This window comes from Streptacidiphilus rugosus AM-16 (assembly GCF_000744655.1).
GTDB classification, from domain to species: domain Bacteria; phylum Actinomycetota; class Actinomycetes; order Streptomycetales; family Streptomycetaceae; genus Streptacidiphilus; species Streptacidiphilus rugosus.
Map to the genome: position 1 here is coordinate 4,861,364 of NZ_JQMJ01000004.1, position 18,589 is coordinate 4,879,952.

The 18,589-nt window shown below is 70.1% G+C and carries 24 protein-coding genes and 1 pseudogene; 19 read left to right on the forward strand and 6 right to left on the reverse strand.

Annotated features, from left to right (window positions below; translation table 11 throughout):
* The first annotated feature begins 289 nt into the window (after positions 1-289).
* The 3 genes from BS83_RS46740 to BS83_RS31275 all read left to right on the forward strand — a co-directional run bounded on the left by BS83_RS46740 (position 290) and on the right by BS83_RS31275 (position 1,592).
* Positions 290-904, forward strand: a complete 615-nt coding sequence (locus BS83_RS46740; RefSeq protein ID WP_051944388.1) for a DUF5994 family protein — start codon at positions 290-292, stop codon at positions 902-904.
* A gap of 5 nt (positions 905-909) precedes the next feature.
* Positions 910-1,080 (forward strand): hypothetical protein, encoded by a 171-nt coding sequence (locus tag BS83_RS45880; protein ID WP_157597385.1) that lies wholly within the window; start codon positions 910-912, stop codon positions 1,078-1,080.
* Positions 1,081-1,400: 320 nt separating this feature from the next.
* Positions 1,401-1,592: a YegP family protein gene (locus tag BS83_RS31275; protein ID WP_037606765.1), complete on the forward strand. Its 192-nt coding sequence runs from the start codon at positions 1,401-1,403 to the stop codon at positions 1,590-1,592.
* A gap of 170 nt (positions 1,593-1,762) precedes the next feature.
* Here BS83_RS31275 and BS83_RS31280 read toward each other — a convergent pair whose 3' ends face one another.
* A complete protein-coding gene (locus BS83_RS31280) occupies positions 1,763-2,086 on the reverse strand; it encodes a helix-turn-helix transcriptional regulator (protein WP_037606766.1) in 324 nt (107 codons plus the stop codon).
* Between the two features lie 156 nt (positions 2,087-2,242).
* Between BS83_RS31280 and BS83_RS31285 the strand changes: the two genes are divergently transcribed.
* The 4 genes from BS83_RS31285 to BS83_RS31300 are packed head-to-tail and all read left to right on the forward strand — an operon-like array spanning position 2,243 to position 4,293.
* A complete protein-coding gene (locus BS83_RS31285; RefSeq protein ID WP_037606767.1) occupies positions 2,243-2,479 on the forward strand; it encodes a hypothetical protein in 237 nt (78 codons plus the stop codon).
* Entirely contained in the window at positions 2,479-2,817 is a 339-nt protein-coding gene (locus BS83_RS31290) for a hypothetical protein (RefSeq protein ID WP_037606768.1), read from the forward strand. Before BS83_RS31285 ends, BS83_RS31290 begins: the two co-directional genes overlap by 1 nt.
* Positions 2,807-3,547, forward strand: coding sequence for a GAF and ANTAR domain-containing protein (locus tag BS83_RS31295; protein ID WP_051944389.1), 741 nt, complete (start codon positions 2,807-2,809; stop codon positions 3,545-3,547). The genes BS83_RS31290 and BS83_RS31295 overlap by 11 nt, the downstream gene beginning before the upstream one ends.
* A 5-nt stretch (positions 3,548-3,552) precedes the next feature.
* Positions 3,553-4,293, forward strand: coding sequence for a GAF domain-containing protein (locus BS83_RS31300; RefSeq protein ID WP_037606769.1), 741 nt, complete (start codon positions 3,553-3,555; stop codon positions 4,291-4,293).
* A gap of 30 nt (positions 4,294-4,323) precedes the next feature.
* Here BS83_RS31300 and BS83_RS47950 read toward each other — a convergent pair.
* The 3 genes and pseudogenes from BS83_RS47950 to BS83_RS31310 all read right to left on the reverse strand — a co-directional run.
* Positions 4,324-4,455, reverse strand: a pseudogene (locus BS83_RS47950) (hemerythrin domain-containing protein); the annotation flags it as partial.
* 283 nt (positions 4,456-4,738) lie between these two features.
* Positions 4,739-5,212, reverse strand: coding sequence for an STAS domain-containing protein (locus BS83_RS31305; protein WP_198035336.1), 474 nt, complete (start codon positions 5,210-5,212; stop codon positions 4,739-4,741).
* Positions 5,213-5,510: 298 nt separating this feature from the next.
* Entirely contained in the window at positions 5,511-6,212 is a 702-nt protein-coding gene (locus tag BS83_RS31310) for a TetR/AcrR family transcriptional regulator (protein ID WP_037606770.1), read from the reverse strand.
* Between the two features lie 162 nt (positions 6,213-6,374).
* Between BS83_RS31310 and BS83_RS31315 the strand changes: the two genes are divergently transcribed.
* The 4 genes from BS83_RS31315 (at position 6,375) to BS83_RS31325 (ending at position 7,851) form a co-directional block, all read left to right on the forward strand.
* A complete protein-coding gene (locus BS83_RS31315) occupies positions 6,375-6,821 on the forward strand; it encodes a hypothetical protein (protein ID WP_037606771.1) in 447 nt (148 codons plus the stop codon).
* A 144-nt stretch (positions 6,822-6,965) separates the two neighbouring features.
* On the forward strand, positions 6,966-7,139 hold the full coding sequence (locus tag BS83_RS44435) for a CsbD family protein (protein ID WP_084714434.1): 174 nt from the start codon (positions 6,966-6,968) through the stop codon (positions 7,137-7,139).
* Positions 7,140-7,224: 85 nt separating this feature from the next.
* Entirely contained in the window at positions 7,225-7,572 is a 348-nt protein-coding gene (locus tag BS83_RS31320; RefSeq protein WP_037606772.1) for a hypothetical protein, read from the forward strand.
* 105 nt (positions 7,573-7,677) lie between these two features.
* Positions 7,678-7,851: a hypothetical protein gene (locus BS83_RS31325; RefSeq protein WP_037606773.1), complete on the forward strand. Its 174-nt coding sequence runs from the start codon at positions 7,678-7,680 to the stop codon at positions 7,849-7,851.
* Between the two features lie 122 nt (positions 7,852-7,973).
* Here the strand turns inward: BS83_RS31325 and BS83_RS31330 are convergent, their stop codons facing one another.
* Positions 7,974-9,224, reverse strand: a complete 1,251-nt coding sequence (locus BS83_RS31330) for an IS110 family RNA-guided transposase (protein WP_456300481.1) — start codon at positions 9,222-9,224, stop codon at positions 7,974-7,976.
* 235 nt (positions 9,225-9,459) lie between these two features.
* Between BS83_RS31330 and BS83_RS31335 the strand changes: the two genes are divergently transcribed.
* From BS83_RS31335 to BS83_RS31365, 7 genes are all read left to right on the forward strand, one after another.
* Entirely contained in the window at positions 9,460-10,320 is an 861-nt protein-coding gene (locus tag BS83_RS31335) for a SigB/SigF/SigG family RNA polymerase sigma factor (RefSeq protein ID WP_051945668.1), read from the forward strand.
* A 1,409-nt stretch (positions 10,321-11,729) separates the two neighbouring features.
* The gene (locus BS83_RS31340; RefSeq protein WP_051944390.1) at positions 11,730-12,527 is read left to right on the forward strand and encodes a hypothetical protein; all 798 of its coding nucleotides are present in this window, start codon (positions 11,730-11,732) and stop codon (positions 12,525-12,527) included.
* Between the two features lie 6 nt (positions 12,528-12,533).
* On the forward strand, positions 12,534-13,202 hold the full coding sequence (locus tag BS83_RS31345) for a class F sortase (RefSeq protein WP_063774409.1): 669 nt from the start codon (positions 12,534-12,536) through the stop codon (positions 13,200-13,202).
* 18 nt (positions 13,203-13,220) lie between these two features.
* Positions 13,221-13,901: a hypothetical protein gene (locus BS83_RS31350; RefSeq protein WP_157597386.1), complete on the forward strand. Its 681-nt coding sequence runs from the start codon at positions 13,221-13,223 to the stop codon at positions 13,899-13,901.
* A 39-nt stretch (positions 13,902-13,940) separates the two neighbouring features.
* Entirely contained in the window at positions 13,941-14,360 is a 420-nt protein-coding gene (locus BS83_RS42975; protein WP_063774263.1) for a cupredoxin domain-containing protein, read from the forward strand.
* Positions 14,361-14,370: 10 nt separating this feature from the next.
* A complete protein-coding gene (locus BS83_RS31360) occupies positions 14,371-14,838 on the forward strand; it encodes a hypothetical protein (protein ID WP_051944393.1) in 468 nt (155 codons plus the stop codon).
* A 153-nt stretch (positions 14,839-14,991) separates the two neighbouring features.
* Complete coding sequence (locus BS83_RS31365; protein ID WP_037606777.1) at positions 14,992-15,918, forward strand: hypothetical protein; 927 nt, start codon at positions 14,992-14,994, stop codon at positions 15,916-15,918.
* Between the two features lie 16 nt (positions 15,919-15,934).
* On the opposite strand, the gene BS83_RS31370 is transcribed toward BS83_RS31365, so the two are convergent.
* Entirely contained in the window at positions 15,935-16,309 is a 375-nt protein-coding gene (locus BS83_RS31370) for a hypothetical protein (protein ID WP_037606779.1), read from the reverse strand.
* A gap of 701 nt (positions 16,310-17,010) precedes the next feature.
* Between BS83_RS31370 and BS83_RS31375 the strand changes: the two genes are divergently transcribed.
* Positions 17,011-18,012, forward strand: a complete 1,002-nt coding sequence (locus BS83_RS31375) for an acyl-CoA desaturase (protein ID WP_232248536.1) — start codon at positions 17,011-17,013, stop codon at positions 18,010-18,012.
* The last annotated feature ends 577 nt before the right edge of the window (positions 18,013-18,589 follow it).

Here is an 18,589-nt window from a genome sequence, read left to right on the forward strand (position 1 = left end):
GTCGGTCGGCCCTGGAGCAGTACGACCCCGACGACCAGCACCCGGGCGCACCCGGTCCGCCCCCCAAGCCTCGGTCCCACGCCCCCTCCCGCCACCCCGGCGAGATCTGATCCAGCGTGGCCTGCCCGATCCGCACGGCGTCAGCGGCCTGGCATCGCTTCTATGCGGCTCGGCACGGAGTACGCTGAAGGTACCGAGGGTCTTCCGCACACCGGCTGCAGTGCCCCTGTCGTTCTCGGCGAACGCCGACACCGGGCCTGCGCGCGGGTCCGGGGACAGGACGCGCACCATGTCCGTGTCACTCCTGCGACCGCTCTCGGTCGCTCTTCCCCCGCCCCGCACGGAATCGACGGCGCTACGGCTCTCCCTTCGGCCCGGCGCCAGCGGCGGCGGCCTTTCCGTCGGCGCCCTTGATGGCGCCTGGTGGCCGCACTCCGATGACCTCGTTCGCGAACTGCCGTCCGTTGTTCGCACGCTGGACCCGCTGTGGGGGCGCATCACCAGGGTCAACATCAACCCGACCCACTGGCAGCAGCCCCTGCCCCGCGAGATCCCGGTTCCGGGACACGTGGTCAAGGTCGGCTGGTTCACCACCGAGCAGGACCCGCACAAACTCCTGCTCCTCTCCTACCGCACCCGCCGCTGGGACCTGCTCGTCATCCCACCACAAACCGCCCCGGCGGTCGCCGCGCGGCTGATGGCCGCGGCCAGCGACCCGGCCGGTTCGTCCACCGCGAGCGCGCTGATCGCCGCCGAACTCGGCCACGTCGAGGCCCCGGGGGCCGTCAGCGTCGTGGCTCGCGACTCGGGCGCGGAAGCCGAATGGGAATCCGAAGGCGGCGCGGCATTGTCCGTTCCGCTGATCATGCCCATCGGCCGCATCACCGTGTCCTCGGGAAGGTGAGAACGATGACAACGGTCTTCGCCCTCCTCGCGCTCGCCGCCATGATCGGCGCCTGCGTGCTGCTGGTTCAACTGGCCAACGCCCGACACACCGCGCTGCCGACGACGGCCCAGCCGCGTCGCTGGCGCCTCCATCGACGAGGCCCTGCGGCCCGGCCCGCGAAGCGCCATCCCTGACGACCGGCCCCAGACGCACACCGACGCAACCCCGTCGATCCGACCAACCCCTCCGGCGCCCGCCGTCGGACGCCGGAGGGTGCACCGACCGACGGGCGCGCCTCAACCACCTCGCTGTGAGCGCGTGAGTCGTCCGTCTGATGACCATTCTCGCGCTCCCTTCCGACAGAGCACTGGTTGAGACCGGTGACCTAGGGACGCTCTTGATCCTTTTGGCTTCCGCGAACCACAGGCTGAGCAAAGGGGTCTGACGAACCATCGAAGGATGTCAATGCCGTGATCATTCTGATCACTATCGCGGTCCCAGAGAGGTGAAAGTCATGGCCAACACCATCGAGGTCTACCTCGACAACTCCGGAGAGTGGCGCTTCCGGCTGACGAGTATCCGCGGCGAGACCATTGCCGCAAGCAGCGCCTTCGCCTCCGAGCTCGCCTGCCTGGCCGGCGTCGCCGCCATGCAGACCAGCGCCGGCGACGCACAGGTCACCGTCCTCACCCCCACCGCCTTGTAGGCAGCCGGCCCGCCTTCGACCCAAGCAGACCGACGTCCCTGCCGGGCACGGAGACATCCGGTCATGCTCGGCCCGTCGGGCGGCCACGGTGTTCCGCACGTGCCCCGGCGCCGCCCGGAGCGCAGGGGCAAGCTGGAAGTGTGCAGGGGCTCCACCGGGAAGATCCTCCTCTACGGGTCGAGGGGTTCGGGGGCGGGGAGTGTGGTGAGCGCGGCGAGGAGTTCGGCGACGGTGGGGCCGGCGTCGGCGGGGTGGCGGAGCTTGGTTTCGGGCACGAGGCGGTAGTGGTTGTGGCGGCCCGCGCGGGTGTGGGTGAGGTAGCCGGCCGCTTCGAGGTCGGCGATGATGCGCAGCACCGCCCGCTCGGTCAGCAGGCAGCGTGACGCGATGTCGCGTACCCGGATCCCGGGATCGCGGGAGATCTGGACCAGCACCCGGGCGTGGTTGGTCAGGAACGTCCACTGCGCAGCCCTGGGGGCGGGAACCGGCTCCATACTCTCAGGGTCTCCCGGATCACGTGTCACAGCAAACACGACACCAGTTTCATGCAACGGTTGACACCCCTCGGATCGGGGGTGACCCTGGGAAAAGCACGCTCGACGAGCCGCACCTGCCCAGGCGCCCGGATACCGCGAAGCGGAGGTGGAGCTGTGACCAGGGAAGAACTGAACGCGTTGGCCGCACTGCTGCGCGAACACGGGACCATGCCGCGTTCCGCCGAGCAGGCTCTCAAAGCCGTCGACGCCTACCTGACGCTGGCCGAGGGCCACCCCGACGCGGCCGCGCTCACTTCCGAGCACAGCCGCGCACTGGACCTGTGGCACGCCCTGCAGGACGCCGCCGCGCTCACTTTGCGGCCGGCCCCGTCCAGCCCGCAGGCGGCGTGATGAACGACCGGCCGGAGTGCCAGCCCCGCAGCACCACCGAGGACACGGGCACTGCGCTGGTCTCCTGCCTGGCCGGTGACCTCGATCTCGATCTCGACGCCAAGGACGTCCTCGCCTTCGACAAACCCTCGCTGGCTTTCCACAGGGTTCTCATCGACCTGTCCCTAGACACCTTCTTCTACTCCACCGCCCTGAACGCCCCGCTCGGCCCGCGCCTGCGCGTGGTCTCGAATCGGTGCGGGAGGCGTTCCCCTCTCACCTCGGAAACCCTCCAGCGGGCGGCCGTCCGGCTGTCCCCCCGGCGGTCGTCCTGGAACGGGACGCCTGGTGATCAGTGACGGCATGGCCGAGGTTCTGCGACTGCTCGAACGCGACGACGGGTTCGACGCCGCAGCTGAGGTTGCTGCGCGCGCCGCGGAGATCCTGGGCGTGGACGGGCTCACGGTGTCGCTTGCGACCGGCGGCGACCAAGTGGAACTGATGTGGTGCACCGACGAGGCGGCCGGACAGTTCGAGGACCTGCAGTTCACCCTCGGGGAAGGCCCAGGCCCTGATGCCGTGCGCAGCGGCGCGATGGTGCTGGTACCCGACCTGGCGCAAGTGCGGCCCGGGCGCTGGCCGGCACTCACTATGGAGTCCGCAGACCTGGACGCCCGCGCCGTGTTCTGCTTCCCGATGGGGATCGGGGCGATCCGCGTCGGTGTGCTGACCCTGGTGCGCCGGAGCCCGAGGCCGCTGACCGACGGGCAGACCGGTGACGCGCAGGTCCTTGCCCACGCCTTGACCGGGCGCGCCCTGGGCAGCGCGGTCCCAGGGCGCAACGGGTCCGCGGTTCCGGCCGATACGCCAGGCACGTTGCTGCAGGCCGTCGTGCACCAGGCCACCGGCATGGTCAGCGTCCAGCTTGACGTGCCCCTGCCCCAGGCTCTGCTACGGCTGCGCGCGCATGCTTATAGCAGTGGCCGACCGCTGCTCGACATCTCCAGGGACGTGGTCGCGCGGCGGCTGCGCCTGGACCTCAACGGCAACGGCGACGGAAACCCGTTGCCCGTCTCAGACAAGGACTGATCGCCATGGCCCGCGAGCAGCAAGTGACCAAGGTCTTCGTGGAGGTCGCCGACTCCCTGATCGACGACTTCGACCTGATCGACTTTCTCCAGCGACTGTCCGAGCGTTGTGTGGAACTGCTGGACGTGGCCGCGTGCGGGGTGCTGCTGGCCGACGAGCACGACGTGCTCCAGGTGCTGGCCGCCTCGGACGAGGACACCCGGCTGCTGGAGCTCTTCGCGCTGCAGCACGACCAGGGCCCGTGCGTGGACTGCTACCGCAGCGGCGAGCCGCGCACCAACATCAACCTCGACAACCCGGGCGCCGAGCAGGCATGGCCGCAGTTCACCCCGGCCGCCCGCCGGTCCGGGTTCGCCTCCACCAACTCGATCCCCATGCGGCTGCGTGGGAAAGTCATCGGCGCCCTCGGCCTGTTCCAATACAGCGACCATCATCTCAGCGACGCGGACACGGCCCTGGCCCAGGCCCTGGCGGACCTGGCCACCATCGCCATCCTGCAGCAGCGCACCCTGGCCCACAGCGAGACCGAGCGCAGCCAACTCCAATACGCGCTCACCAGCCGGATCGTCCTGGAACAGGTCAAGGGCATCCTCGCCGAGCGCTGGCAGGTCACCACGGACGAGGCGTTCGCCGCCTTCCGCGCCTACGCCCGCGCCCACCACCACCAGATCTCCCGGCTCGCCCGTGCGATCGCCGACGGCGAGTTCGACACCGACCAGATTCCCCGTACGGCCCCGCACCGCTGACCGCGCCGGGCGGCCGGCCCAAACAGAGGTTCAGCGGCCGCGGCCGCCGAAGAGGTCGCGGGCCCGGTCGACCAGCCCGGTGCCGGCGGCGAGGAGCTTGTCCAGGGGTGGGGTGTCGGGGGCGATGGAGTGGGGCCGGCGGGCCTTCTCCTTGGCGGCGCGACCGTCGCCCAGGAACGCGAGGACCTGGCCCGGCGTCAGGAGGACCTCGCCGAACAGCGCGAGAGCCTGCTCAGCTCAGCGGCTGACCGCGCTTCGCCCGGAAACCCGACGAGCTGGCCACCCTGACGTGTTGGTTTCGCCTGGATCGAAAGGCGCCTCCTTCATCCGATATCCGCCGCGCCTGGCCGTCCTGAGCGTTCCAGACACCACGTGTCGGCCGTGTTGGCGCCTACCCGCATCGCGGAACGCCCGAACAGTCCTCCGTCGGAGGCCTCTGGGCCGACTACCGGGACCATGGGCCTATCCGGCGCGCCCACCCCCACCGCCACCGCCACCGGAACCTCTCTGAGCGGCCGCGCTGGGAAGGCGGGCCTGGTTCCGTTCCGTCTGGGCCCGGCTCAGGGGCCAGCAGGATGCTCGCGGTGTCGGTCAGGTTGAGCAGTCGGGCGACCATCGGCGTGGGGTGGTGCAGGTGCAGGGATGCTCCGGCTGCGGCGGCGCGCTGGTGGGCGTGGAGGAGTTCACCCAGGCCACAGCAATCGCAGAAGCTGGTGTGGGTGAGGTCCACATGGATGGTGCGCGCGCCGTCGTTCAGGCACTTCGCCAGGGCCTGGCGCAGCAGTGGCACGGTGGCCAGATCGATCTCGCCGATCAGGGTGAGCCGTGTGCTGTTTCCCAGGTCGTGTCGTTCGATGGTAAGCGTCGCCGTTCCAGTCCGGGTGGCTGCGTCCTGGGGCAGGCCGTGGTTGACGGTCACGGATCGGATCATGCTGCTGTCCGGGGGCATCCGGCCCTCCTCGACTGTCTCGTGTTTGAGACCGCCGGGGTCGGGGGCAGTCGGAGCAACGCCGCCGAAGCGGCCTGGATCGGACGGGCGTGAAGTCAGCTACGACCCGGCTTTCCCGTTCGCGCCGACCGGGCAAACAAGTGTTCTGCTTGGAACTGTACGGCTTCGCGGAACTGCGTGGTACTGCCCGGACGGACCGGCACCGCACATCTCTGGAGACTCAACTCCCGGCCCTGTCCGGCCTCTGGCAGCCCCCTGTTGAGTCTGGTCACATGGCGGTGGTGGTGGCGGTCCGCAGCCCGGCGAGGAGGATGTCGAGGCCGCGTTCGAGCTCCGCCGCGCCGTCGTAGGAGGCCAGGGTGGAGGCGAGGCCGCGGATGTGCGGGAACTCGTGGAGGGGCAGCCGGTGCAGTCCCAGGCGCAGGAGGTCGTCGGTCTCGTCGGGGTTTTCGACGATCTCCTGGAGTTCGTTGAGGATATGTCCGTGGAGGAAGCCGAACAGGGCGCGGTAGATGTGCAGGGCGTCGGCGCCGCTGAAACCGGCCCGCGTGAGCAGGGCGAGGATGTCCTCCAGCGGGCGCAGGGTGCCGCGGGGGCGTAGGGCGAGCGGGGTGGCCAGCGGGCGGGTGACCAGCAGCGGCACGACGTGTGGGTGGGTCAGCGCGATCCCGCGGTACTTGTGCGCCACCGAGCGTAGTTGGGCGACCCAGTCGGTGTCGGTCGCGTCCACGGTGAGGTCGGCCAGGACGGTTTCGGCGACTCCGTCGAGCAGGTCCGCCTTGTTCGCCGCGTAGCGGTACAGGCTCATCGGGTCGCGGCCCAGCGCCCGGGCCAGTCCCCGCATGGAGAGCTTGTCGATGCCGTCGCGGTCGACCATCTCCAACGCGCAGGCCAGCATGCGCTCGCGGGTGAGCTTGCCGCCCAGGTGCGGTTCGGAGTCCTTGGCCGCCAGGTCGGGTCTCGTGTCCATGCCGTCACCACCTCCAGCGATGGCCGGGCCCTCGGTCGCGGGCTCCAGGCCCAAAGATCCGGATACACCCCAAGCTTAGCCGTAGACCTACGGTGTAGACACCGGCAGAGTCACGAGTTACCGTAGGTCTACGACGTAGATCCCTTTTGGGAGGAACACGTCATGATCATTATTCTCGGACTCATCATCCTCGTCGCCGCGGCCGCCCTGGCAGTGGCGGGCATCTTCGGCAATACCGGCAGTGCGCACGCCGTCAACGGCGCGTTCTCCGTGTTCGGCCACCCCATGAACGGCTCCACCGGCACGCTCTTCCTGTTCGGCATCATCGTCGGCGCAGCCGCCATGCTGGGCCTGGGCCTGCTCCTGGCCGGAGCCCACCGCACCTCCCGCCGCGGCCTGGAGGCCCGGCGCGACCTGCGGCACTCCCGGCACGAGAGGGCCGCCGCCGACAGGGACCGCGACGCGCTGGCCGACCAGCGCGACACCGCCCGCACCCAGGCCGCAACCGCGGGCCAGGAACGCGACGCGGCCACCGAACAGCGCGACGGCCTCCTGCGCACCATCCGGCGATCCCGCGCCCAGTCGCCGGGAACTCCCTCCGGCGACTGACCGCTCGGCGGAGAGCCGGAAGGCGAACAGTCACGAGCCCCGCCGGCACCGGCTCGGGCACCGCCCCAGCCACAGCCGGCCGGGCACGACTGTCGGGGCGGCCATGCCCGATCGCCCCTCGAACACCACACGAAAGGCAACACCATGACCCTGTCCAAGAAAGCCGCCCACAAGGCCGAAGCCGCCAAGGGCGGCGTCAAGAAGGCCGTCGGCCGTGCCACCGGAGACCGAGCCCTGGAGGCCGAGGGCCGCGGAGACCAGGTCAAGGGTGACACCAAGCAGGCCGGCGCCAAGATCAAGGACGCCTTCAAGCACTGAGCCATCTGACGGCGGGTGCACTCGCCATGACTCCCGCGTACCGGCTCCGGCCCGCATCCGGGCCTATCAACCGAAGGAACATCGCATGTCTGACATCTGGGGCTACGGCCCCGCTTCGAAGTACTCCTCCGGCACGGACCTGACCGGCTACAAGGTCGAGGCCACCGACGGTCACGTCGGCAAGGTCGACGACGCCACCGAGGAGGTCGGCGCCGCGTTCATCGTCGTCAACTGCAAGCCGTGGCTGATCGGCAAGCACGTGATGCTGCCCGCCGGCACCATCACCCTGGTCGACACTGACCAGGAGACCATCCACGTCAACCGCACCAAGGACGAGATCAAGAACGCACCCGAGTACGACCCCGAGCTCCACCGCAACGACACCAAGTACCGCACCAGCGTGGGCACCTACTACGGATCCCAGGGCCGCTGAGCCCAGGACCGGCCCACCCGACTCCAGCCCGAAGAGGAAGGTCTCCCTCACGGGACCCGGTCTTGGACCGGATCCCGTGAGGGCGCAAGTAAGGAGGTACCTCTCATGGTTCTGTTGATCGTGGTCCTGTTGCTGGCGCTGGTCCTGGGTGGTGCGGGGTTCGCCCTGCACGCGCTGTGGTGGATCGCGCTGGTCGTCCTGGCCGTGTGGCTGCTCGGCTTTGTCTTCCGCGGCGAGCGCGCCGGCTCCGGCGGCCGCGGCCGCTGGTACCGCTGGTAACACCCACGCGCCACGCGTCCGTCTCCCGAGGCCGCCCCCTCCGGCGGCCTCGAGGCGGAGGCATACGCCGAAGGGGAGTCGGCACGCTCGAACACTCTCAAAGGGTGCCCCTATGGTTTTCGTCAAGCTGGCGTGACGGCTGGGGCCTGGTAGAAGGTGCCGTCGCGAAGCATGGCGAAGAGCACGTCGATGCGTCGCCGGGCGAGCGCGACGATGGCCGCGACGTGGTGCTTTCCTTCCTTGCGTTTCTTGTCGTAGTAGGCCCGTGACTCGGGCTGCTTGAGCGAGGCGAACGCGGCGAGGTAGAGGGCGCGTTTGAGCTGTTTGTTGCCGCGTCGGGCGGGGTGCTCGCCGCGGATCGACGAGCCGGAGGCTCGGGTGACCGGTGCGAGGCCTGCGTAGGCGGCCAGGTGCCCGGCGGTGGGGAACGCGGTGCCGTCGCCGACGTCGATGAGGATGCGGGCTGCGGTCCTGACCCCGACTCCGGGCATGGAGGTCAGGACCTGGGAAAGAGGGTGGGCCTCCAGCAGTTCCTCGATCCGTGCGGCCAGGGTCTTGCGCTGATCCGCGAGGGCGGTGAGGGAGGAGGCGAGGCTGGGGACGATCAGTGCCGCGGCCTCGGTCCCGGGGACGACGACGGTCTGCGCGTCGAGTGCGGTGAAGATGTCCTCCACCAGGCGCTCGGCCATGCGCGGGGCCTTCGGCCGCAGCAGCGTGACCAGGCGGCGGCGACCCGCCTTGCGGATCTGGGCGGGTGAGCCGAAGCGCTCCAGCAGGGCCAGGACGGCGGGGTGGTCCAGGCGCGGGCCCAGGACCTGCTCGAGTGAGGGGTGGACCTGGGTGAGCAGACCGCGCAGGCGGTTCTTGATCCGGGTGGTCTCGGTGGTGAGGTCGTCGTCGAAGCCGACGATCATCTGCAGCTCGGCAGTGGTCTCATCGGCCGGGTCGATGGCCCGGAGCGTGTGCGGCATCGTGCGCGCGGCGTCGGCGATGACGTAGGCGTCCCTCGCGTCGGTCTTGGCCTCGCCCGGATACAGGTCCGCGATCCGACGCATGGTCAGCCCGGGGAGGTAGGCGACCCGGCAGCCCATGTCGCGGGCGACCGCCAGCGGAAGGGCGCCTATAGAGGCGGGCTGGTCGACGACGACGAGCACGGTCCCGTGCTTGGCCTGGAGCTTGGCGAACAGCTCGCGCAGCTTGGGCTCGGTGTTGGGCAGGGGCTTGTCGAAGGCCTTCTTCCCGGCCGGAGTGAGGGCGGTGGCGTGGTGCTCGCCCTTGCCGACGTCCAGGCCCAGATAGACGTCGACGGTCTCGTCGTCGGTCACGTGATCCTTGCTTCCCAGCTCCGAACCATCCCGGCCTGCCTGCGGCATCAGCGTGCAGGCATCCACGTTACGGAGAGCCTGCCCCACCCGGTACGGGTTGGGCGCCCATGCCCCTGATCAGCGGTCTGCCGATGCCTCCGTGCCCGGTGACAGCACCCTTTCGATCATGACTGACAGGGCTACGGGGTCATGCCGGGACCGGAGGCCGGGAGCCCCGTTGCGGGGCCACGAAGAAGGTAACGGGGCTGCTCACCCAACGATGCGCACGGACCGGGAGGACCTCATGGCCCCCACATCGCCAACCGCGACCACCCCGCGAAAGCCCTTCGGGTTGCCCGAGCCGGCGCAGATCCCGCGGCTGCCGGCACCCAACTGCCTGACCGTCGACGAGTCACGCGGGCTCTCCCGTGTGCTGTTCGAGCGGCTACGGGCGCTGCCCGAGGGCGGCGACGACTATTCCTACGTGCGCAACACGTTGATCGAGCTCAACGTCGCCCTGGTCCGTGCGACTGTGTCCCACTACCGCCACCGCAGCGAGCCGAACGACGACCTCATCCAGGTCGGCATCGTCGGTCTCATCAAGGCCATCAACCGCTTCGACCCCGACCGCGGCCTGGAGTTCGCCACCTACGCGCTGCCCACCATCGACGGCGAACTCAAACGCTTCTTCCGCGACACCAGCTGGGCGGTACGGGTCCCCAGGCGCCTGCAGGAGATGCGCCTGCGAGTGGCCAGAGCCAAGGACGACCTCCAGCAGCAACTCGGACGCGAGCCAAGCGACACGGAACTGGGCGAACGCATCGGCACCACCGTGGCCTTGATCGCCGAAGCCAGGATCGCGACCAACGCCTACTCGGCCGGCACACTGGAACACCCCACCGACGGCGAGGAACGCGAGGGCCCGCTCAGCCGTCGCCTCGGCTACACCGACCACGGCCTGGAGAGCGTCGAAACCCGGGAAGTCCTCAGACCCGCCATCGCCGCACTTTCCGAGCGTGACCGAGCCATTCTCGCGCTGCGCTTCACCGGCGAGCTCAGCCAGGCTCAGATAGGCGCTGAACTTGGCATCTCCCAGATGCAGGTGTCCCGGCTCCTGGCCCGGATCCTCGATCGGCTTCGCACCGCGTTGCTCACCGAGCGCTGAGAGCGCCAACGGCCAGATCCTGACAGCCACCTGAAGCGGGCCGAAGGCCGAGCAGCTCCGGGCCGGCCTCCCCCGGCGACCATACTCAGCGTCTTCCGCACACGGGCTCCAGTTCCGCCCAAACCGACTTGCCGACTACCTCCCGGCGGGAGGTGACGTCCCAGCGGTCACACAGCACACCAAGAACGTGCAATCCGTACCCGCCCGCGCTCTCCAACGGTGGGTCGAAACGGGGCACCGGCAGCTGAGGACTGGTGTCGAAGACCTCGACATGCAGACGCCTCGCGGGGTCCACACGAGCTCGAGCAGCCTGGCCCCACCTCCGTGCCGGCTGGCATTGGTCACCAACTCGGACACCGCCAGCAGGACGTCGTCCATAAGGTCGACGTCTTCCTGCTCGGGCTCGTGCCCAGGCGCGGAGCCCAGCCCCCAAGTAGTCATAGCCGCACGCGTGAACGCGCGGCTGGCGGCCGCCGGTCGATTCGAGGCCGCTCAGTTCCAGACGCCGCACACTCGCGCGCTCCGGGCGGCGCGGCTGGAGACGATCGCCTACGTGCATCGTCGCTCCTCTCTTCGCCGAACGGCACGGCCCGTCCGCCCGGGCCCAAGGCCCGGGCGGGAGTCAGCCGCTCATGGCTGCTGCTTGCTACTTGCACTCCTTCGCGCATGCCTACACGATGCAAGGCCGTTGGGCCCTGGCTGCGCTGAGCCGTCAGGCTCGTCGCGGGGGCGGACGGCTCGCGCGCCAGGCGAAGGCCAGGTCCGCCTCGCCCAGCGCCTCGCTGCAGGCGAACCGGCTGCCGCGAGGAAGTCCTCCAGGCTGACGGCGCCGCCGGTGTCGTCGTCCCATTCGACTAGAACTCCCGATAGGCCGCCGTGCCAGGAGGCTGGGGTGTCGTCCGAATCGTCAGGGGCCAGATGCCACTCGACGCAAGCCTGGCCATGCCGATATCCCAAAATACGGACTGGCCGCCTACCCGTCCAGATCTCCACCCGGGACGGGCAAACAGAACATGTGTACATGAACCGCATCAGCATTCGGTGCCCCTCAACACCCATCTGATGATGTCGCACGCCCACAGAACCCGGGCAATCGACATCCCGCCACCCTCACAGCCACCTCAAGACGCCGCCCTACGAGCGCGATCAGTGATCGGCCGGACAGTCACTCGGTTCCTGACCCATCCGCCACGCCGTCGGCTCCGAATCACTCTCAGAAGTTCGATTTCATGCGCCCCGGACCCTGACGCTCGGCTTCTTCTTCCCGTCCCTGATTCCGGCAGGCGGCGCTCGCTGCCCACGACCCCGGTCCCGGTTCCACCGGACGTGGAAGGTCGTGATCACTGGGCCCGGCTTCCGAGAGGTTCTCGGAATCCGAGTACCACCAAGCAGTTGAAGGAGAGAGCGCGATGAAGCACATGAAGACGACGGCCAGGGTCCTGGCCCTGGCCGCCCCGGTGGGGCTGCTCGCGTTGCCGCTGACGGCTTTCAGCGCCTCGGCGACGAGCACTCAGTCCAGCAGCGGCACCACGTACATGGCGACACTCAATCCGCTCAACCACGCCGGCGGCTCGGGCATGCTGATGCTCCAGCTGAACGGGTCTCAGGCCGTCATCACCGAGGACGTGAAGGGCCTGGCCGCCACGTTCATGAACGCGCCGTTCCCGCACGTGCAGCACATCCACATCAACGGGATGGGCATGTGCCCGACCGCCTCCGCGGACAAGAACGGCGACGGCGTCGTCAGCACCACCGAGGGTGGCCCCGCCTACGGGGCGATCGGCACCACGCTGAGCCTGACCGGCGACACCAGCCCGGCGGCCGGCACCGACATCAAGATCGCGCCGTCCGGCGCGGACTTCCACTACTCCCGCACCATCACCCTCGACGCGGCCACCGTGGCTTCGCTCAAGGCGGGCAAGGCCGTCATCGTGGTCCACGGCCTGGATCCGACGACGCTGAGCGCCAAGGCCCAGGCCGAGCCCAGCGACCTGGTGCCCTCGCTGCCGCTGGCCGCGACCTCCCCCGCTTTGTGCGGGCCGCTGGCCGTCTCCCAGATGGCCATGGTTCCCAGTGGTGGCGTGAACACCGGTGGCGGCGGGACCTCCGGAACCCACGACGTGGGGCTCTACGCGGCCGGTGCGGGCCTGGCAGCCGCCGCCGGAGGCGTGCTGGTCCTGCGTCGACGCACCAACGTCGAGAAGTAGATGCCCATGTCCTGGGCGGCACGACAGTTCGGTCGTGGCCGCCGGCGCCTGCTGGCGTCGGCGGCCGCCGCCCTGCTCACGGCGGCGGGAGGGACGGTGGCCCTCGGCCTCTCCGGCCAGCAGCACGCGCCCCAGCCGCCGGCCTCGGCCGCGCTGCCGGCCGCCGCGCCGCGCGCGACCACCAGCGTTCCGACGGCACCGGCCGCCCACGCCGCGACTCCGACCGCGATCAGCATCCCGGCGATCGGCGTGCACCATGCACTGCTGAGCCTGGGTCAGAACTCTGACGGCACCCTGCAAGTACCCCCGATGTCGGACGTGTCGGCCCCCGGCTGGGACCGGAACTCACCGAGTCCCGGCCAAGTCGGCCCCGCGGTCATCGTCGGCCACATCGACGGCACCACCGGGGCTGAGGGCGTGTTCTACGCACTGGGTGCGCTGCGTCCCGGCGACACCGTGGCCGTCACCCGGAGCGACGGCACCGTGGCCGTGTTCCGGATCGACGGTGTCAACACCTACTCCAAGGCCGCATTCCCCACCCTGACGGTCTACGGCAACACCACCGATCCCCAGCTCCGGCTGATCACCTGCGGCGGTCGGTTCGACCACGCCACCCAGCACTACCTGGACAACACCGTCGCCTTCGCCACCCTCACCGGCATCCACCGGGGCTGACCACACGAGGAGGAGACGATGAACACCCGAAAACGAACCGTCGGATCTGCCGCGGCCCCCATTGGACGACACGGCATCCGCGTCTGCGCGCTCGCCGCCGCGGCCGCGATCGGGGCACTGGCAGCGGGATGCGCCTCGGGGAGCGCCCTCAGCTCCGCCGCATCCGGCGCGGCCGCATCGGCGAGCGCACCGGCGCACGCCGACGTCCTGACGCCCCCGAGCGCTTCGACGCCGCCGGGGATGCCGATGCCCGGCGCGGCACAGGCCACCGCACCCTCGGCGACCGCGCTCATGGTGTGCTCACCCGAGATCCGCAAGGACGTCACGAAGATCCTGACACCGGCGAACGCGCCCACCACGACCACCACCTGGACCGACCACCTCTACACCTGCACCTACCACCTGCCGACCGGCCAACTCGTGCTGACGGTGAAGGAATCACCGGACGCGGCGAGTGCGACCAGCTACTTCGAAGCACTGCGTACCCGCCTGGGCCGCACCACGCCGCTGACCGTCGCCCAGGCCCTGGGCAACCCCGGCTACGAATCCCCGGGCGGCACGGTCGTCATCCTCAAGGACGGCAAGACCCTTCGCGTCGACGCCACCCGCTTGCCGGCCGCGTCGGGACCACACCACCTCTCCCGGTCCGATCTGGCCTACGAGATCGCCAGCGACATCCTCGGATGCTGGAACGAGTAGCCCACGATCCACGGCCCGGTTCACCCGCAAGGAACTGACATGCCAAGAATTCCGCTCCGCGTCGCGTTGCCGGCAGCCGTGCTGCTGCTGGCCGCGGGCGGCTGCTCCTCCGCAACCGTCCGGTCGAGCCAGACCCCGGCAGCACCCCCGAGCGCTCACAGCGCGCCCAGCAGTCCGGGCACCTCGATCTCCCCGCCCACCGCGACGACCGGGCAGATCGTGATCGACAACTTCGCCTTCAGTCCCACGAACCTGACCGTGCACCCCGGGGAGAACATCACCGTGATCAACCACGACTCCACCACACACACCCTCACCGCGCGTTCCGGCGGCGCCTTCGACACCGGCGCCATCAACCCGGGCAAGTCGGCGACCTTCACCGCGCCCACCGCCGCTGGCGCGTACCCCTACGTCTGCTCCATCCACGCATCCATGCACGGCACACTGACAGTCGGCTGAGGAGCCCGTCATGGCCGCACGGCACATCGTCCTCCGAGGCACCGCGGCAGCGGGCCTCGCCGTCGACGCCTCCATCCACCTGAAGCTCGCCCACCAGTACGCCCCGGTCGCCTCCTCCACCATCAACGAAGGCACCCTGTTCCGCATCGAGGCCACCGCCGCCATCGTCGCGGCGCTGCTCGTGCTGCTGTGGCGGCACCGGTTCGGCGACCGATTCGCCTGGCTGACCGCCGCCGCCGGACTCGCCGCGATCCTGTTCTACCGCTATGCCGACCCCGGAGCCCTCGGCCCGCTGCCCGACATGTACGAGCCGATCTGGTTCACCGACAAAGTCTGGGCTCTGCTCGGCCAGGCCACTGCCCTGGCGGCACTCACCCCGTTGATCGCCAGACGAAGCCGCCGGCACGGCGGGCACCGCGTTCACCACCAGGCCGAAGACACAGCAGCCGGGCCAGTTCGCGATCGTCCCGGTGCGTGACCCCACCCGAGGTCCGCCGCCGCGGCCACCGACGCCTGATACCCGATACCCGACATCTGGGCGACACCAAGGTGCTCGCCGCCGTAACCTCGCGCGTGTCGAGGCCCCACCAGGCCCGCCGCGCGCACGCACCACCCGGCCCTGGAGGCCGCCATGACTGTGACCCGCCGACACATCCAGATCGTCCTGGGAGTGCTCTGGCTCCTCGACGGCGCCCTGCAACTGCAGCCGTACATGTTCACCAGCGGCTTCGCCCACCAGATCATCGACCCCGCCGCCACCGGACAGCCCGCCGCCGTGGCCGCGTCCGTCCACTGGGCCGCCCACCTGATCGCCGCCGCGCCCGCCCTGATGAACACGGGATTCGCGCTCGGCCAACTCCTGCTCGGGGCCGGATTGCTGTGGGCGCGCACAGCACGCTGGGCACTGGCCGCCTCCATCGCCTGGGCTCTTGCGGTGTGGCTTCTGGGCGAGGGTCTCGGCGGCGTGGCCGGCGGCCACGCCCTCCTGCTGACCGGCGCGCCGGGGGCCGTGCTGCTGTACGCCCTGGCTGCGTCCCTGGCCTGGCCCAGGCCGACCGACCAGGACCGCCCCGGCCGGCGGTGGCGCAGCGACGTACCGCCTTCCGCCTGGGCGGCTCCGGTCTGGGCCGTGCTGTGGATCGGCGGCGCGCTCCTCCAAGTCCTTCCGGGCAACGGTGCGGTGGCGGCCATTGCCTCCTCGGCCGACGCCGCACCGGGCCCGCTGGCGTCGCTGGACCGTACCGTCGCCTCCGCCACGACCGCCTACGGCACCGCGATGACTGTCACCCTGGCGCTGGTCATGGCAGCGGTGGGCCTGGCAGTCCTGGCCCCGAGGCCCTGGCGTTCTGCAGCCGGGTGCGCTGGCATCGTCCTCGCGCTGCTGTTCTGGGCGCTCGGACAGGGTGCCGGGCTGCTCACCAGCGGTCACTCCACCGACCCCAATGCCGGGCCGCTGGTCGTCCTCCTCGCCGTCGCCGTCCTCGGCGTCCGAACCGACCTCATCGGCTCTCGTCCGCCTCGAACGGAGACGGCAGGTGTGTCGCGTGCACGGAACTGATGATTTGCAGAGCCTGTCAGCCCGCGAGCGGGTCCGGTTCTGCCACGCGGCTCAGGCCCAACTCCTGCTCCAGTTGCCTGATTTGCCGCTGCCGCTGCCGTTCGGCGGCCCCGCCGCTCTTCCCGGTGGGCGGTGCCGGGCGCAGCACGGCCATTGTGATCAGACGGCGCGCCAGCAACAGCGGCGCGCTGACCGGCCAGGAGGCTCCTACGAGCAACGCGATCGCTTTGGCCTGATCGCGCTCCTGGCGGCGGAAGAGGCCTTCGGCCGCGGCGTCCGGTCGGCCTTCGGCACGCCGGGCTACGAAGACTGCTCGCTGGCGGGCGAAGACGCAACGGGCGGTCCAAAGGGCCACCGAAGCGTAAATGATCAGAGCTGTCGCCACGAGCATGATGCCGTCCTTCTACTCGGATCACCGGTGTGCCGCACCTACCCCAGGCGCGCGTCCGAAATCGTCCGAGTCACGGGCATCGTGGGCCCCGCGCACACCATTGCGCCCGAATGTTGATGACCACGGGATGGGGTAGGCGCGCGGGGAGTCGGAGCAAGGAGGCGCACGTCGATGCTGAAACCACCATGGCCAAGTGGCTCGGAGCCGGCCGTCAAAGCACCGACCCCCTCCCCCGCGACGAAGGCCACCGCAGATCCCTTGCCCTCCACCGGTGAGGGCGACCGGCTTGCGCACATCATCTGCGTACGCTGCTACCCCGCCTTCGACGGCGCCCGCGAGGCTCCGCAGGACGCGGTTTGCATCTGCGGCAAACCCGTGAAGGCCGGGGACCGGCGCCCCGAGGGGAGTGCGACGCGGTGCGTCGTCTGCCGCGAACTGCGCGGCCATCACGAGCGCGAACGGCACGCGACCGGGCGGTGACGGCGCAATGGCGCCGCGCCCCGCCGGCCCGAGGTCCGAGGAGGTCCGCACGCGAGGCCTGCCGAGGCCGGAAGTCCGTCGCAGAACGCGCTACGCTGGAGACAGGCACCGTCCAAGCGTGCGATCAACACCGCGAGCGCACTGTGAGACCGTCTTCGACGATGTCGTCCGGCTGCCCCTGACCCTGGCTGCGTCGCACTTCGAGACCGCCAGGAGCGTCGGTGTCCTCCCTTGCCGAACACGCGGCGTCGCCGTCGCTGCGCAGCACTGCGGCGAGCGTGCGCCCGACCTATACCGGCACGGAGCCCTTCCCCGCCGCACCGGCCGCTGTCGAGCGGCGGCCGCAGGGCTGGCAGGTGATCATCACCGCGGTGATCGTGGCGTTTCCGTTCCTTGCGGTCGTCCTGGCGGCCTGGGTCCTGTGGGGCCGGCTGATCGGCCCGCTCGATATCCTGCTGGCCGTGGCGCTCTACACCCTCACCGGCCTGGGCGTCACCGTGGGATTCCATCGCTGCCTGACCCACCACAGCTTCACCGCCGCTCCCACCCTCAAGGTCGTGCTCGCCGCAGCGGGGTCGATGGCGTTCCAGGGCGATGTGATCAGTTGGGTCGCCACGCACCGGCGCCACCACGCGTTCACGGACCGCCCCGGTGACCCGCACTCGCCCTTCCGCTACGGAACCACGCTGCGTGGCCAGCTCCGCGGCCTGGCCCACGCCCACGTGGGCTGGCTTTTCGCGGGCGACGCCACCCCGGCCGAGCGGTACGCGCCCGATCTCCTGTCCGACCGCGCCATGCGCAGGGTCTCGGCCGCATTCCCCGCCCTGTGCGTGCTCTCCCTCGCCCTGCCGTTCGGGCTGGGATGGGCCATCGGCGGCACGCTCCACAACGCCCTCACCGCCCTGCTGTGGGCGGGCCTGGTCCGCGTCACCGTGCTCCAGCACGTGACCTGGAGCGTGAACTCCCTGTGCCACATGATCGGCGAGCGCCCGTTCCGCACCCGCCGCCACGACCGCGCCACCAACCTGTGGCCGCTGGCGCTGCCCTCGTTCGGCGAGAGCTGGCACAACCCCCACCACGCCGACCCCACCTGCGCCCGGCACGGCGTCGACCCTGGGCAGATCGACCTGAGCGCCACCGTCATCCGCCTCCTGGAACGGGCCGGCTGGGCCACCGACGTCCGCTGGCCCACCCCCGCCCGGCTGGAAGGCCGCCGACTGTGAACCACCCGAACAAGGCCGGCACTCATGCCCCACTCCCCTCGGATGCGGGCGCGAGGCCCCCGGCCAAGCGTCGACTCCGGACTTCCAGATCCTTCCTTGAGCAGATCGATGACCTGCTCAAGGAAACCGCTCAGGGGGACACAACGGCGTTCTCCGCCCTCTACGACAAGCTCGCACCCGCCATCTGGCTCGCCGCCCTCTCCGCCTGCCAGGACCAAGGCAGTGCATGCGCGGCGACCGAGGAGGTCTTCGTCCAGGTTTGGCGAACCGCGCCGTCCCTGGCCGTCCGATCCGACTGCCCCGTGAGCGGTCTGCTCGAAGTCGCAAACCGCGTCCTGCGCCGACACGCCCGGAATCCGGCCCTGTGACGGCCTCGACTACTCCGTCGCCCACCTTCCCGGTTCCTGTATGGGCGCCGAACAACCCGACCTCTTGATGAAGGATCATCAGGTGATGTCTTCGGCGGTTGGTGAGGGTGTTGCGCGTCGAGTCGGCGTGCTCCGCCGTCCGTGGGTGCTCGGCGATGACCTGCGCGAGGAGCCCTGGTCTCTGTCCGCGCGACTCGTAGCGTGTCGGG

Excerpts from the sequence above, each read along its gene's own strand:
- BS83_RS46740 (WP_051944388.1), top strand. The coding sequence starts at position 290 with ATGTCCGTGTCACTCCTGCGACCGCTCTCGGTCGCTCTTCCCCCGCCC.
- BS83_RS45880 (WP_157597385.1), top strand. The coding sequence starts at position 910 with ATGACAACGGTCTTCGCCCTCCTCGCGCTCGCCGCCATGATCGGCGCC.
- BS83_RS31275 (WP_037606765.1), top strand. The coding sequence starts at position 1,401 with ATGGCCAACACCATCGAGGTCTACCTCGACAACTCCGGAGAGTGGCGC.
- BS83_RS31280 (WP_037606766.1), bottom strand. The coding sequence starts at position 2,086 with ATGGAGCCGGTTCCCGCCCCCAGGGCTGCGCAGTGGACGTTCCTGACC.
- BS83_RS31290 (WP_037606768.1), top strand. The coding sequence starts at position 2,479 with ATGAACGACCGGCCGGAGTGCCAGCCCCGCAGCACCACCGAGGACACG.
- BS83_RS31300 (WP_037606769.1), top strand. The coding sequence starts at position 3,553 with ATGGCCCGCGAGCAGCAAGTGACCAAGGTCTTCGTGGAGGTCGCCGAC.
- BS83_RS31310 (WP_037606770.1), bottom strand. The coding sequence starts at position 6,212 with ATGGACACGAGACCCGACCTGGCGGCCAAGGACTCCGAACCGCACCTG.
- BS83_RS31315 (WP_037606771.1), top strand. The coding sequence starts at position 6,375 with ATGATCATTATTCTCGGACTCATCATCCTCGTCGCCGCGGCCGCCCTG.
- BS83_RS44435 (WP_084714434.1), top strand. The coding sequence starts at position 6,966 with ATGACCCTGTCCAAGAAAGCCGCCCACAAGGCCGAAGCCGCCAAGGGC.
- BS83_RS31320 (WP_037606772.1), top strand. The coding sequence starts at position 7,225 with ATGTCTGACATCTGGGGCTACGGCCCCGCTTCGAAGTACTCCTCCGGC.
- BS83_RS31325 (WP_037606773.1), top strand. The coding sequence starts at position 7,678 with ATGGTTCTGTTGATCGTGGTCCTGTTGCTGGCGCTGGTCCTGGGTGGT.
- BS83_RS31330 (WP_456300481.1), bottom strand. The coding sequence starts at position 9,224 with ATGCCGCAGGCAGGCCGGGATGGTTCGGAGCTGGGAAGCAAGGATCAC.
- BS83_RS31335 (WP_051945668.1), top strand. The coding sequence starts at position 9,460 with ATGGCCCCCACATCGCCAACCGCGACCACCCCGCGAAAGCCCTTCGGG.
- BS83_RS31340 (WP_051944390.1), top strand. The coding sequence starts at position 11,730 with ATGAAGCACATGAAGACGACGGCCAGGGTCCTGGCCCTGGCCGCCCCG.
- BS83_RS31345 (WP_063774409.1), top strand. The coding sequence starts at position 12,534 with ATGTCCTGGGCGGCACGACAGTTCGGTCGTGGCCGCCGGCGCCTGCTG.
- BS83_RS31350 (WP_157597386.1), top strand. The coding sequence starts at position 13,221 with ATGAACACCCGAAAACGAACCGTCGGATCTGCCGCGGCCCCCATTGGA.
- BS83_RS42975 (WP_063774263.1), top strand. The coding sequence starts at position 13,941 with ATGCCAAGAATTCCGCTCCGCGTCGCGTTGCCGGCAGCCGTGCTGCTG.
- BS83_RS31360 (WP_051944393.1), top strand. The coding sequence starts at position 14,371 with ATGGCCGCACGGCACATCGTCCTCCGAGGCACCGCGGCAGCGGGCCTC.
- BS83_RS31365 (WP_037606777.1), top strand. The coding sequence starts at position 14,992 with ATGACTGTGACCCGCCGACACATCCAGATCGTCCTGGGAGTGCTCTGG.
- BS83_RS31370 (WP_037606779.1), bottom strand. The coding sequence starts at position 16,309 with ATGCTCGTGGCGACAGCTCTGATCATTTACGCTTCGGTGGCCCTTTGG.